Annotated in this window: 11 protein-coding genes and 2 tRNA genes; 7 read left to right on the forward strand and 6 right to left on the reverse strand. The window is 57.4% G+C overall.

Features of this window, described 5'->3' with window-relative positions:
- The first annotated feature begins 2 nt into the window (after positions 1–2).
- The gene (locus tag J0X19_RS03325) at positions 3–1,184 is read left to right on the forward strand and encodes an efflux RND transporter periplasmic adaptor subunit (protein WP_206981096.1); all 1,182 of its coding nucleotides are present in this window, start codon (positions 3–5) and stop codon (positions 1,182–1,184) included.
- Positions 1,185–1,263: 79 nt separating this feature from the next.
- On the opposite strand, the gene J0X19_RS03330 is transcribed toward J0X19_RS03325, so the two are convergent.
- A complete protein-coding gene (locus J0X19_RS03330) occupies positions 1,264–2,601 on the reverse strand; it encodes a T9SS type A sorting domain-containing protein (protein ID WP_206981104.1) in 1,338 nt (445 codons plus the stop codon).
- Between the two features lie 218 nt (positions 2,602–2,819).
- Between J0X19_RS03330 and J0X19_RS03335 the strand changes: the two genes are divergently transcribed.
- Entirely contained in the window at positions 2,820–3,032 is a 213-nt protein-coding gene (locus J0X19_RS03335; protein ID WP_206981107.1) for a hypothetical protein, read from the forward strand.
- Between the two features lie 60 nt (positions 3,033–3,092).
- Positions 3,093–3,548 (forward strand): hypothetical protein, encoded by a 456-nt coding sequence (locus J0X19_RS03340; RefSeq protein ID WP_206981109.1) that lies wholly within the window; start codon positions 3,093–3,095, stop codon positions 3,546–3,548.
- Between the two features lie 70 nt (positions 3,549–3,618).
- Here J0X19_RS03340 and J0X19_RS03345 read toward each other — a convergent pair.
- From J0X19_RS03345 to mutS, 4 genes are all read right to left on the reverse strand, one after another.
- Positions 3,619–3,702, reverse strand: a tRNA-Leu gene (locus J0X19_RS03345).
- Complete coding sequence (locus J0X19_RS03350) at positions 3,685–4,158, reverse strand: HNH endonuclease signature motif containing protein (RefSeq protein WP_206981111.1); 474 nt, start codon at positions 4,156–4,158, stop codon at positions 3,685–3,687. Before J0X19_RS03350 ends, J0X19_RS03345 begins: the two co-directional genes overlap by 18 nt.
- A gap of 72 nt (positions 4,159–4,230) precedes the next feature.
- Positions 4,231–4,306, reverse strand: a tRNA-Gly gene (locus J0X19_RS03355).
- Positions 4,307–4,564: 258 nt separating this feature from the next.
- Entirely contained in the window at positions 4,565–7,306 is a 2,742-nt protein-coding gene (gene mutS, locus J0X19_RS03360; RefSeq protein WP_206981951.1) for a DNA mismatch repair protein MutS, read from the reverse strand.
- Between the two features lie 210 nt (positions 7,307–7,516).
- Here mutS and J0X19_RS03365 point away from each other — a divergent pair, with 210 nt between their 5' ends.
- From J0X19_RS03365 to J0X19_RS03380, 4 genes are all read left to right on the forward strand, one after another.
- Positions 7,517–8,065: an RNA methyltransferase gene (locus J0X19_RS03365; protein WP_206981113.1), complete on the forward strand. Its 549-nt coding sequence runs from the start codon at positions 7,517–7,519 to the stop codon at positions 8,063–8,065.
- A 179-nt stretch (positions 8,066–8,244) separates the two neighbouring features.
- The gene (locus tag J0X19_RS03370) at positions 8,245–10,899 is read left to right on the forward strand and encodes a T9SS-dependent M36 family metallopeptidase (RefSeq protein ID WP_206981116.1); all 2,655 of its coding nucleotides are present in this window, start codon (positions 8,245–8,247) and stop codon (positions 10,897–10,899) included.
- 114 nt (positions 10,900–11,013) lie between these two features.
- On the forward strand, positions 11,014–11,421 hold the full coding sequence (locus tag J0X19_RS03375) for a hypothetical protein (protein ID WP_206981118.1): 408 nt from the start codon (positions 11,014–11,016) through the stop codon (positions 11,419–11,421).
- Positions 11,418–12,251 (forward strand): J domain-containing protein, encoded by an 834-nt coding sequence (locus tag J0X19_RS03380; protein ID WP_206981120.1) that lies wholly within the window; start codon positions 11,418–11,420, stop codon positions 12,249–12,251. Before J0X19_RS03375 ends, J0X19_RS03380 begins: the two co-directional genes overlap by 4 nt.
- A 103-nt stretch (positions 12,252–12,354) precedes the next feature.
- On the opposite strand, the gene J0X19_RS03385 is transcribed toward J0X19_RS03380, so the two are convergent.
- Positions 12,355–13,128, reverse strand: a complete 774-nt coding sequence (locus J0X19_RS03385) for a TerC family protein (RefSeq protein WP_206981122.1) — start codon at positions 13,126–13,128, stop codon at positions 12,355–12,357.
- Between the last annotated feature and the right edge of the window lie 88 nt (positions 13,129–13,216).

Raw genomic sequence — 13,216 nt, forward strand, 5'->3', positions numbered from 1 at the left:
TCATGTCCACTGCCTTTTATCGAATAGCGCTTCTGTTCCTGCTGCTAAGCACCGCCTGCCACAACTCCGACGAGCCCGCCGCTGAAACCGCCAAAGTCCCTGCCACCATAGCCCCCGATGACACTCCCCCCGACCAGGTAACCCTTTCGCCCGATGAGCAGGAGTTGGCTGGCATCCGCACGGGGCCTATGATGCAACGAGTGCTAGGGGCGGGGCTGAAAGTGAACGGGGTGCTGGATGTTCCGCCCGACCAGTTGATGTCGGTTACGGCTCCGCTGGGCGGCATCGTTGAAAGCACAGCGTTGTTGCAGGGCACGCATGTGCGCAAAGGGCAGGTGCTGGCCGTTATCCGCAACCCCGAGTTCATTCAGCTGCAACAGAGCTACCTGGAAACTAAAAGCCAGCTGCAATTTGCGCGTGCCGAGCTAGACCGGCAGCGAGAGTTGGTGCGCGAGGAAGTTTCTCCTCTGAAAAACCTGCAACGCGCCCAGGCCGAGTACGGGGCCTTACAGGCTCAGGCTGCCGGCCAACTGGCCCGGCTCCGGCTGGCGGGGCTGCCGGTGGGCACCCGGCCGCTGGCTACTACGGCAGCATTGCGAGCCCCTAAAGATGCTTTCGTGAAAACCGTAAACGTGAGCGTCGGCCAAAGTATCACCCCCACCGATGCCCTGTTCGAACTGGTTGACCCCGACCACCTGCACGTAGAACTGACCGTATTCGAGAAAGACGTGCCGCAGCTACGCAAAGGCCAGCGCATCCGCTTCACGGTACCCAACGACAGCAGCACCGAGCGCCTGGCCACCGTATACCTAGTGGGGCGTACCGTCGATGAGCAGCAGCGCACAGTCCGCGTCCACGGCCACCTCGACCGGGAAAATGACCCCGCCTTGCTACCCGGCATGTTTGTGCGGGCCGTCATCGAAACCACCTCGCGCCGTACCACCGCCCTCCCCGACAAAGCCGTAGTCGATTACGAAGGCCGGCAGTACGTTTTCCGGCAGGAGCCCGCCGCCCGCGGCAAGCAGGTGTTTCGCATGGTACAGGTCCGCCGCGGTGAGCAAGCCGATGGCTACGCCGAAGTGCTACTGCCCGCAAGTTCCGCCGGAGATACTACCGCCCGCTACGTGGTAGAAGGCGCCTACTCGCTGCTGGGCAAGCTCAAAAACGCCAGCGAGGAAGAATAAGGTAGATGCGGTTGGCAATTCAATGATAAGGCCCAGCGTGCATGTGCGCGCTGGGCCTTATCTATAAGTAGAGGGGGGCTTACTGGACCACTAGTTTCTGGCGGCTAATACCCGCTTCAGAGGCAATTTCCAGCGTGTATACCCCGGCTTTATACGCACTCAGGTCGAGGGTGAACGGCGTAGCTGGACCGCCTTGCCAGGTACGACGCGCTACTTGTCGGCCCAGTGCATCGGCAATCTTTAACTCTACGCTCGTCCTCATGTGCTGGGAGGTAATTGTAAAGCGCCCGTCGGTGCTGGGGTTTGGGTACACCTGGAAGCCGAATTGCTCGGGTGCTGCCGCCCGGGCCGAAAGCGTAGTGCTGGTGAGTCGGCGCATCCCAGTGCCAGCACCAGTTAGTGGATTTACGCCGCCAGTCCAGGCTGCCGTAGAGCTCACCGCATCCACAAACAGATTGTTCAGCGTGTTTTCCAGCGTCACCCAGGTTTGGCCGTTGTCACGCGAGTAGGCCGTGCCCCTGATGCCGTCACCCAGATCAGGGCCGGTGCTGATGTACTGGCTGGTACCAGGTACGTTATCAAGCCCCCACGCCGGGAAATTGCCCGTGAATGTAACCCGCGTCCAAGTCAGGCCGCCATCGGTGGTACGCTCCAACAGGCGGGTGCCCGTGTCCTGGTCCAAGAAAGAAGCCAGTCCGTTCTGCGCATCCCGGAAGGCTAGGTTTTGTATCCCATCTACAAGTCCCGTAGCAGCTACAGTCCAGGTAGCACCTTTGTCGGTGCTGCGGAACACGCGGCCTTCCAGTGTTCCAACCCAAATAGTATTGCCTGATACGGCATATACGTTATCGGCGGCATTTTCACGCAGAGTCGAAGCCGGTGTATTCGCAACGGTGGTCCAGGTGACTCCTCCATCAATGGTTCGGTAAATTTCCAGTGGCCCACTCGCAACCGGCGGATCACCCACGCAAACGCCTTCTGTGGCGCTGAAAAAATGCACCGCAGTGGGGTAGCTATTGGTGCTGCCAAACTGCTGCGGTGTGGTTTGCCGCACCCAGGTTTGGCCACCGTTTGTCGTTTTCAGAATGCGGCTATTGGCTCTATTCCCTACGACCCCAACCCAGGCGGTATTCGCATCAACTGCCGTGAGGCAACTCACAAACTCGTCGGCAGTCAGCACCCCGGTCACGATTCCCGTAGTCCAGGTAATACCACCATCCGTACTCCGGGCTACTTGGTTGGTGTCGTCGCCATTCAAGTCGTACCCTATCGTCCACACCGTAGTTGCATCAACGGCTTTAATGAGGAAGGGCGCCGCCACGGGGTTGGTAAAGCCGATGGGCTGCGTCACCCATTGCGCTTGCACAGTGGTAGCGGCAAGCAGCAGGCCTGTGAGTAATGGTAAGGAAGTTCTCATACGTTGAATCAGCAGTAAAATGGGGAGGAACATAATGTATAGGAAGGAGTAGGGAGTAAGCAGTTTAGTTGCTTGTACCGCACTATATATCTTTTAATCGATAGTAGGCAGCCTTCATCAAATCATTACAAACACTACACATTGAGGTGACACTGCCGCCCGAATTTTGCCGGGCCTTCGGTTGCACAACTCGCAACACCTGAAGTAGCCTGCGCTTTATGCCCGCTAACACCTTTGAATCATGCCCGGCGCCCACAGTAAGCAGCTCGTTGCCAACAAAACCAGAGCCCACTACGGTGCGGCGGCTCCTAAGCATCCGGATTGCTTTGCAGCTTAGTGGGCAACCGACGCTCACTGCCGCCAGTCATATCCTGCTAGCCCGGTACGTAGCCGGCCAACTACCTCTTTCCGACATTATACCACTGCTATAGCAGTGTGTTAGCTTCCGCTCGCCGCAGTGTACGCACTGCTTTTTCTATTGCCCCACCCCTATGAAAGCCAAAAAGCAAGAACTGGTTGCTACCCTCCTAGAAGCCTTGGCGCCACAGCTAAGCTTGGTAGTACCAGCAGGCCACAAAACGCCCAAGCCGCTGCTAAAAACCGTGCGTCAGCTCGCCGAACAGCTAGTGCGCGTCCGCAACAAGCAAGCCTCTAAAGCCGGTAGCCCCAAACCCAAGGAACTGCGCCAAAAGCTCACCGATGAATTAGTAGCCGTTCTCGATGCGCATTTTGCCGAAGACGTACTAGCCGAGCAGGAAAACAAGGTCATCACTGAAACCGCAGAAGAATTGGCAGCCAAACTCACCAAGCTGCGCAGCAAGCAAACGCAGAAACCAGCCTTCACCGACACTGTTGCTACCGACACTACACAAGCAGCGCCAGCAAAACAAGCACGTCGTAAACGCCCCAGAGCTATACCACCTGTGAGTGTACCTGCTGCAAGCTAACGGTAGAGGCCCAGGCTGTACCTCAATAACGCAAGAAGCCCCTTCGCAAACTGCAAAGGGGCTTTTTTTGTACCAGAGACGGGAATCGAACCCGTACTTCCTTACGGAAACGGCATTTTAAGTGCCGCGTGTCTACCTATTCCACCACTCCGGCTCTTGCTTGATTCTTCCCCCGATAGGTTGAAGTTAAAGCGTGGCAATTTGGGCACAATAACTGTAAATTCTCAATTCTGTGGTCATTATTTATGCCATTTATATGGTGTAGCTCCAGCGGTATTGGTTGTCCCAACCAGTCTCTCAAGTGGCATTGTTCACATATAGGCTGTTTATAACCTGATGCCAACAGGCGCTTTTTCAAGCGGTTACTTGAAGTATATGAGGAGTTTTCAATAAGTATTTCCGCCCAGTGACAGCGTCGCCCAAAAGGTTGAAATCGATGTCCGGTATTCCAGCCTTTTCCGGTGAAATGATCTGTACTTATTTCCAGACGGGCAATGCGTGCCTGGACTGTTTTATAATTTCCTCCAGCAGCCACCAGACCGAGTCGGGCAAGGACTTGCGCAATAGAAAAGCTCTGCGCTACTATCGCCAAAAACTGTTCATCGCTCAACCGGCTTCTCATCCTTTGTTTCCTGAAAGGAACCCAAAACAAAAAGAGGATGTCGCGGTGGCAACATCCTCTTGGAGCGGGAGACGAGGTTCGAACTCGCGACCTCGACCTTGGCAAGGTCGCGCTCTACCAACTGAGCTACTCTCGCTTGAGTCAGCCACCGTAGTGGCGTTTTGGTGTGACAAAGGTACTACAGGAAATCAAGTTGTCAAGGGTGAGCCCTAAAAAAAGTCTGTTTCCCACTGCTGTTTAAGCGGTTTTTGCTGATTGTCAGGGAGAAAAATTTCGAAAGGGTTTTGCCCATGCGAGTAAGCAGTACGAACATAACCCCTTTGCCAAGGGGGATGGCAGTAGCAAATGAGGTGGCCTGTGCAGGCTAAGCCACCTCATTTGGCTGTTGCTTTTGTTATTTTCCGCCTACTGCCAACTTCAGCTCGTTTAGTTTCAAAAGGGCTTCAATCGGGCTCATGGTATTAACATCCAGCGTCTGAAGCAGCTCCCGCACCCGTCCTAAGGCTGGGTCGGCGGGCTCGAACATGCTGAGCTGCAAGCTAGGACGGGGGGCATTGTGTACCGCTGCAACGGGCTGGGCTTTGGGGCCGCGTGCAGGTTCTGCGCCGTTAAGCGGTACCACTTTGCCACCACCCAAGTTTTCATCGAGGCCGGCCAATACTTCATCAAACTCGGTGGGAGCTTCGGTATCGAGGCCGGCGCTGGCGCGCTCCTGCTCCAAGTGGTGCATGATTTCGTTGGCTCGTAGGACCACCGAGGTGGGCATGCCGGCCATGCGGGCCACATGGATGCCGAAGCTGTGCTCGGAGCCGCCTTCCTGGAGCTTGCGCAGAAACAGAATGCGGCCATCGGCTTCGCGCACGGCCACGTTGTAGTTGCGCACCCGCGGGCAGTCATCGGCTAGCTGGTTGAGCTCGTGGTAGTGGGTGGCAAACAGCGTTTTAGCGCGGGCTTTGGGGTTGTTGTGCAGGTGCTCCACCAACGCCCAGGCAATGCTAATACCGTCGTAGGTGCTGGTGCCGCGCCCGATTTCGTCCATCAGCACCAAGCTCCGATCCGACAAGTTGTTGAGGATGCTGGCGGTTTCGGTCATCTCCACCATGAAGGTGCTTTCGCCCTTGCTTAGGTTGTCGGAAGCGCCTACGCGGGTGAAAATCTTGTCGATGATGCCGATGGTAGCCGCTTCAGCGGGCACGAACGAACCGATTTGGGCCAGCAGCACAATCAGGGCGGTTTGGCGCAGCAGCGCCGACTTGCCGGCCATGTTGGGGCCGGTTATCACCACAATCTGCTGGTCTTCCTGGTCGAGGTGAATGTCGTTGGGAATGTACTGCTCGCCGGGCGGTAATTGCCGCTCGATAACCGGGTGCCGCCCGGCCTTAATATTCAATACGGTGCTGTCGTCAACGGTAGGCTTCACGTAGTGGTATTGCCGGGCCGTGGCTGCAAACGAAGCCAGGCAGTCAGTTACACCAATGGCGCGGGCGTTCTGCTGAATCTGGGTGATGTACTCGGCCGCCGACAGCACCAAATCGTTGTAGATGTTCTGCTCGATGACGAACAGCCGATCTTCGGCGTGCAAGATTTTCTCCTCGTACACCTTCAGTTCCTCGGTGATGTAGCGCTCGGCATTCACCAGCGTCTGCTTCCGAATCCAGGTGGCGGGCACTTTGTCTTTGTGGGCGTTGGTGACTTCGAGGTAGTAACCAAAAACCTTGTTATATGCCACTTTCAACGACGAAATACCGGTTTCCTGCACGGCCCGCTGCTGCAACTGAAACAGGAAGTCCTTGCCCGAAAACGCAATGCCGCGCAGCTCGTCCAGCTCTTTGTCTACGCCATCATTAAGCACGCCGCCTTGGTTGGTGAGGATGGGTGCATCGGGCCGGATTTTCTGCTGGATTTCCTCCCGCAACGCAGCGCAGGCGTTGAGCTGGTCGGCCATCTTTTGCAGCGCCCGGATGCCGGATGCCGCCAACTGCTCGCGCATGGGCGCAATGGCTTCGAGGGCGCGGGCCAGTTGGAGCAGCTCGCGCGGATTGATGCGGCGCACGGCCACTTTGGAAATCAGCCGCTCCAGGTCGTTGATTTGGCGCAGGTGCTGCAACAGGCTTTCCAGCAACTCGGGGGTTTGCAGCAAGGCCTCCACGGTGTCGAGGCGGCGCTGAATCTGGGCGGGTTCTTTCAGGGGCAGCACCACCCACTTGCGCAGCAGCCGGGCCCCCATCGGCGTCACGGTCTGGTCGAGAATATCAATGAGGGGCACGCCGCCGGGGTGCTGGGCGTGCACCAGCTCCAGGTTGCGCACCGTGAATCGGTCGAGCCACACGTACTTATCCTCCTCCAAGCGCCCGATGCTGCCGATGTGGCCGACGTCGGTGTGCTTGGTTTCGGCGAGGTAGTGCAGAATGCAGCCGGCGGCCGTAATGCCTTCGCGCAGCCCATCAATGCCGTAGCCTTTGAGCGACGTGGTGTTGAAATGGCGCGTGAGGGTATCGTGGCCGTAGTCGTAACCGAAAACCCATTCGTCCAGCGCGTAATGGCAATAATCGGGGCCGAAATGGCCTTCAAACTCTTGGCGGCTTTTTTTGCAGAACAGCACTTCGGCCGGCTGGAAATTCTGGAGCAGCTTGCCGAGGTATTCCACCGTGCCCTGCGCCACCAGAAACTCGCCGGTGCTGATGTCCAGGAAACTGATGCCGGCTTCCTGCTTGCCGAAATGCACGGCGCAGAGGTAGTTGTTGGAGCGCCGCTCCAGCACGTTGTCGTGCAAGCTCAGGCCAGGCGTAACCAGCTCCGTGATGCCGCGCTTTACTAGTCCCTTGGCTTGTTTGGGGTCTTCGAGCTGGTCGCAGATGGCTACGCGCTGCCCGGCCCGCACCAGCTTGGGCAGGTAATTGTCGAGGGCGTGGTGAGGGAAGCCGGCCAGCGGTGTTTCCGAGGCCGTGCCCGCGCCGCGCTTGGTGAGTGTAATATCCAGAATGCGCGAGGCCGTCACGGCATCCTCCCCGAAGGTTTCGTAGAAGTCGCCGACCCGGAACAGCAGTACCGCGCCGGGGTGGGCCTGCTTAAGCTGGTAGTACTGCTTCATGAGCGGCGTATCGACCACGGGAGCGGGGCCAAGGGAGCCGTGCATGCGGATGGGTTTCTTGTCGGGGGCGGCGGTGCTTGTTTTCACTAGGGCAGAATGTAACACCAAGCTCCAGCTTGGTGAGGCGTTGGTACGCAACGTAGGCATCGTGGCAACGGTAGTGGTGCAACGATTCACCAAGCTGGAGCTTGGCGGTGCAGGCGGTTCGGCAAGCTAACAGCAGCCACCTACGGGCGTGTTCCTACCTTTGCAATTATGCGCAAACTCTCGATGGAAGAGCTGAACCGGCTGACGGTGGCAGACTTCAAAAATACGCGAAAATTCCCCCTCACCCTAGTGCTCGACAACGTGCGCAGCCTGCACAACGTGGGCGCCGCCTTCCGCACCGCCGATGCCTTTGCCATTGAAAAAATCTGGCTCTGTGGCATTACTGGCCGGCCCCCGCAGCGCGAAATCACCAAAACTGCCTTGGGCTCTACCGAGTCGGTGGTGTGGGAATACGCCGCTACTACGCTGGACGCCTTGCAGCAGCTCCGGGCGGCCGGCTACGTGCTGGTAGCCGTGGAGCAAACCACCGGCAGCCAGCAGCTGCCGGCTTTTCAGCCCGACCCAACCCGGCCCCACGCGCTGGTAATGGGCAACGAGGTATTTGGGGTGGAAGACGAAGTGCTGGCTTTTTGCGACGCCGCCGTGGAGATTCCGCAGTTTGGTACCAAGCATTCCCTCAACGTGAGCGTGGCGGCGGGCGTGGTACTCTGGGACTTCCTGAGCAAGCTGGGCTTCACCACCGGCCGCGAGCTATAACCTGATAGTCAATTAGCTATCCGGGTCTGGTACGTCGGTAACGCAAGATGGCCTGCGGGCTGAACAGTAGACTGTATTTCATCAGATTCTGTTTAGATTTGAAACTTAGCCCTGCCAGGTGCGGGGCGGTTGCCACTTTGCGCTTTTCTTTTCCATCTCCTTCCTATCACTTTCACTGGATGAAATTAACTTCTACTATGTCGGGCTGCCGGGTACTGGCCTTTGCGGCCGTGCTAGGCCTGCCCACCCTGGCAACTGCACAGCAACAACCCTTGTCCCGCGCCCTGGCGGCTCTCACTGCGCAGGCCACCCGGCAAGGACTGAGCGAACAGGATTTGCTGAACCCCGTTGTTACCAGCCAGCACACCGATGCCAGCACTGGCCTGACGCACATCTATCTGCGCCAGCGCCACCAAGGCATTGAAGTGTACGGTGCCGTTGCAAACGCCACCGTAGCCGCCAACGGCAAGCTGGTGGCTTTGCGCCACAGTTTCCTGCCCAACGTAGCCGCCCAAGCCCGTACCAGCAGCCCCAGCCTAACGGCGGCACAAGGTGTAGCCGCTGCCGCTCGTGCGCTGAGCCTGCCAGCCCCGCGCGCGCTAAGCGTGGTGAAAGATGGCCAGCCCACTGCCGGCCTGGTGTTCAGCAAAGGCGGTATTTCACTGGATGACATTCTGGTAAAGCTGATGTATCAGCCCTTGCCGAGTGGGGAACTGGCGCTGGCCTGGGACGTTACCATCTCGACGCTCGACGCGCAGCACTACTGGAATGTGCGCGTAGACGCCAGCACCGGCGCACTACTCGACCAAGCCGACTACACGATTTCAGAGCCGGTGTCATTTGCTGAGCTTACCCAGCGCAGCTTGGCTACCCAAACCTGGCCTCAGGTAACCTCGCAGCCTACCACCGGCAACCGCGTAACCGTACCCAACTCCTATAGCGTATTCCCGCTCACCATCGAAAGCCCAAACCATGGGGCCAGCCAATTGGTGGTGAATCCGGCCGACGCTATGTACTCGCCCTTCGGCTGGCACGATGTAAACGGGGTGGCTGGTGCTGACTCCACCAATACCAAGGGCAACAACGTGTATGCGTACCTAGACCGGAACGGACTCAATACCTTCCGCAAAGGAGCCAGCCCTGATGGCGGGGCCACTCAGGTATTCGACTTCCCGTTTGCTGCCGCCGCGCAGCCTACCACCAACTCGGATGCGGCGGTAACCAACCTGTTCTACTGGAACAACCTGATGCACGACGTAATGGCCTCGAAAGGCTTTACGGAAGCCGCCGGCAACTTCCAGGTGAAAAACTACTCCAATACGGGTATTGGCAACGACCCTGTGCGTGCCGAAGCCCAGGATGGAGCCGGTTTGGCAACTCCCAACCTGAACAATGCCAACTTTACAATAACGGCCGATGGGCAGCCTCCACGCATGCAAATGTATGAGTGGTCGGGGCTGACCTCGGTGAGCGTTACGGCACCTACTGCCCTGGCTGGCCCACTGAATGTAGCAGAAGGGAACAATGGCCGGACGCTTAATGCCGTAGGCCCTATCACTGGCAATTTGGTGGCCGTAAACGATGGCTCGGCTCAGCCGACCCGTGGCTGCAACACCCCGCTGGTAAACGCCGCCGCTGTGAACGGCAATATTGCACTGATTCGGCGGGGCAAATGCAACTTCTCGGCAAAGATTAAAATTGCCCAAGACGCTGGCGCCCGCATGGTTGTCATGATGGACAGTATTCCGAACGCTGCCGCGCTGGTAACCATGGCCGGCACCGCTCCCGATTCGGTTGGTATTCGCATTCCGTCGGTGTTCATTTCCTACAACGATGGTATTCGGCTGAAAACGGCGCTTGATGCCGGCCAGACGGTGACGATTACGGCTGGCTCCGCACCGCGCCGCGACGGCGACTTCGACAACGGCATTGTGGCGCACGAATACGGCCACGGTATTTCTGGTCGTCTGACCGGCGGTGCCGCCAACGCTACCTGCCTCAACAACGCCGAGCAAATGGGCGAAGGCTGGAGCGACTTTTTTGCTTTGTGGATGACCACCAAGCCCGGCGACCTGGGTACTACGCCCCGTGGTATCGGAACGTATGCTTCCTACGAGCCCACTACTGGCTTCGGTATCCGGACGCAGATGTACAGCACCAATATGGCCCTCAACGACCTAACGTATGCTGACCTGGGAGCAAGCCCCTACACGGCCGTACACGCAATAGGCGAAATCTGGGCGGCTACGCTCTGGGATTTGAACTGGGCCCTGATTGGCCGCTACGGCTACAACAACGACCTCAAAGCCCTGACTGGCGGCAACAACGTGGCCCTGCGCCTGGTAATTGAAGGCCTGAAGCTGCAAGGCTGCCGCCCCGGTTTCCTCGATGGCCGCAACGGCATCCTCAAGGCGGATTCTGCCCTGAACAATGCCGCCAACTCGGCGCTTATCTGGCAGGTATTTGCCCGCCGGGGTATGGGCTTCAACGCCGTGCAGGGTTCCAGCGCTGTTATTACCGATCAAACGGCTGGCTATTCGCTGCCACCTACGCTCAGCGTAGCCAAGCGCCTCAACGAACAGCTGCTGGAAGTGTACCCGAACCCGGCTAACAGCCAGATTCTGGTGCGCACGCAAGTGAACAGCAAGGCGTCGGTAGGAGTGGAGCTGGTAAACCTGATGGGCCAGGTGGTACGCTCGTCGTCGGTGGCGGCCCACACGGTGCAGCAGGAAGGTGTGAAGCTACAGACTGCCGACCTGAGCGCCGGTGTGTATGTAGTACGCCTGACGACTTCAGAAGGTACTATCACCAAGAAAGTGGTGGTGCAGCACTAAGCTCTCCAGTCTCTTTCTTTTCAAGTATCGGAACCCGTCTGGCAACCAAGCCAGGCGGGTTTTTAGTATGTAGGGCATGTAGTGCGTTTATTTGCAGCTTAATTGCCTGTGCCAATGTCCTTTCGTTCTGATGCCGCGCTGTTGGCGCTACGCCCCGCTCTTGCAGTAGCACCCGCTACCGGCGACGCCACCGCCGGCGACTTTCTACACCACACCCTACGGCCAGTGCTCAAAATGCAGAACGAGCTGCTACTGGCCGTAGTAGCCGATTTCGTGCGCGACCACCACGTGCCGCTAGCCACCGCTTCCGTTTCCGACCAGCAACGGCTACTCACTGAACTGCTTACTCGCAACGTGAAGCTGCGTTACACAGTAATAGGAATAGTGAGTGGCCTTTTTACTAGCGACGAGCTAGCGTACTACCGCCAGCACCGCCCCGAGTTAAACCGTCGACTATTAGAGTTGGCCGTGCGGCGAGTGCAGGATCAGGCTGAGGAGGTAGTGAAATTATTGGCCGTATGAAAACATATTACGCTATTCTGGAGCTCGACGAACGCGCAAGTCCCGACGACATTCGCCGGGCCTACCGCCGTTTGGTGCTGCTGACGCACCCCGACCGTACCACTGACCCCACCCAGCACCGCCGGTACCTGGCCGTGAACGAAGCCTACGAAACGCTGGGCGACCGGGGGCGCCGCCTCCGCTACGATGCTCATCTGGCCCGGCAGCGGCAGCCACTTCCTCCTGTATTCACCTTAGATGAGGTGGCGCCCAAACCGCAATCCGCTCCAACTGCGCCGCGCCGAGGCTTCCGGATACCCTTTTTGCAAAACCAGGACCCCAAGCACATTCCGCTGCATATCCGCTACGCTGCCGAAATTCAACGGGCGTTGCCCCGCTTTCGGATGGCCGCCTACGCCAGTTTGCTGTGCGTGCTGCTAGTTGCCGTAGACTTCAACCGCACGGAAATCTTGCCTGATGAAACGGTGCAGGAAACCGAACGGGTATCCAGCAGAACCAAAAGGGGCGACTGGTACTACTTCCGCATCTTCACCGAAAACACCAGTTTCAAAGTGAACAGTACCATTGACCTAGCTAAAGGCGACCAGGTGATGGTAGAGCAGACGCCGTGGTTCGGGAAGGTGAAAAACGTGACCATCAACTCCGGTAAAATGCAAGGCAATACGCTGCAAATCAGCAATTTTGATTTGCTCTGGTCGTTGGCGGTGCTGGTAGCAGGCAGCGCCGTGCTGGTGATTTTTCTGGATGTACGGCCTGATCGGGCTTTCAACCTGGGGTTTGCCAACTCGCTGGCCGCCTTTTTTATGGTGGTGTATCTGTTTTTTGTGTGAGCAATATGCCCCCGTTGAGGTACAGGCAGTAGCTATAAAAAAGGCCCGCAACTAGAGTTGCGGGCCTTTTTTTACAAAGTCACTAACCGGGCTACCGGTTGCGCTAATCGTATTGCGACTCACGCAGATGCACGGGGGAAGTTTTCTTACGCAAGCGCATATTCAGGATTTCCACTACCAGCGAGAAAGCCATGGCAAAATAGATGTAGCCCTTCTCTATTTCCTTGTGGAACGACTCCATTACCAGCATCACCCCAATCATAATCAGGAAAGAGAGAGCCAGCATTTTGATGGTTGGGTTGCGGTTCACAAAGTCGGCTACCACACCCGAGAAGGCCAGCATTACACCCATCGACAGGATAACAGCCGCAATCATAATCAGCACGTTATCAACCAGCCCGACGGCCGTCAGGATGGAGTCGAAGCTGAAAACGATGTCGATGAGGATGATTTGGAAAATGATGCTACCCATTGACGCGCCACCTTTACCGTTAGCCGTGCTTTCGTCTTCTTCACCTTGGAGCTTGGTGTGAATTTCGGTGGTGCTCTTGCCAATCAGGAACAAGCCGCCGCCCAGCAGAATCAGGTCGCGGCCGGTTACGCCAAACGGCTCATTCATCCACGGCAGATTCAAAGTGAACAGCGCCGACTTCAGCCCCACAATCCAGGAAATACTCAGCAGCAGCCCAATCCGGAACAGCAGCGCCAGCAGCAACCCGATGGTACGGCCCCGGGCCTGCTGCTCATGCGGCAACCGATTGACAATGATGGAGATAAAAATGATGTTGTCGATACCCAACACGATTTCCATGAAGGTCAGCGTGAGCAAACTCACCCAGGTCTGCGGGTCGGAGAATACCGAAAAGTCGAAGTGCATTGGTTGGTTGTTGAATTGTTGATTGTTGAATTGCGAAGCGGTTGATTATTGCAAGATTGGACGTTAGATGCCCAACAATTCAACAATC

The sequence above is a fragment of the Hymenobacter telluris genome (genome assembly GCF_017313265.1).
GTDB classification, from domain to species: Bacteria; Bacteroidota; Bacteroidia; order Cytophagales; family Hymenobacteraceae; genus Hymenobacter; species Hymenobacter telluris.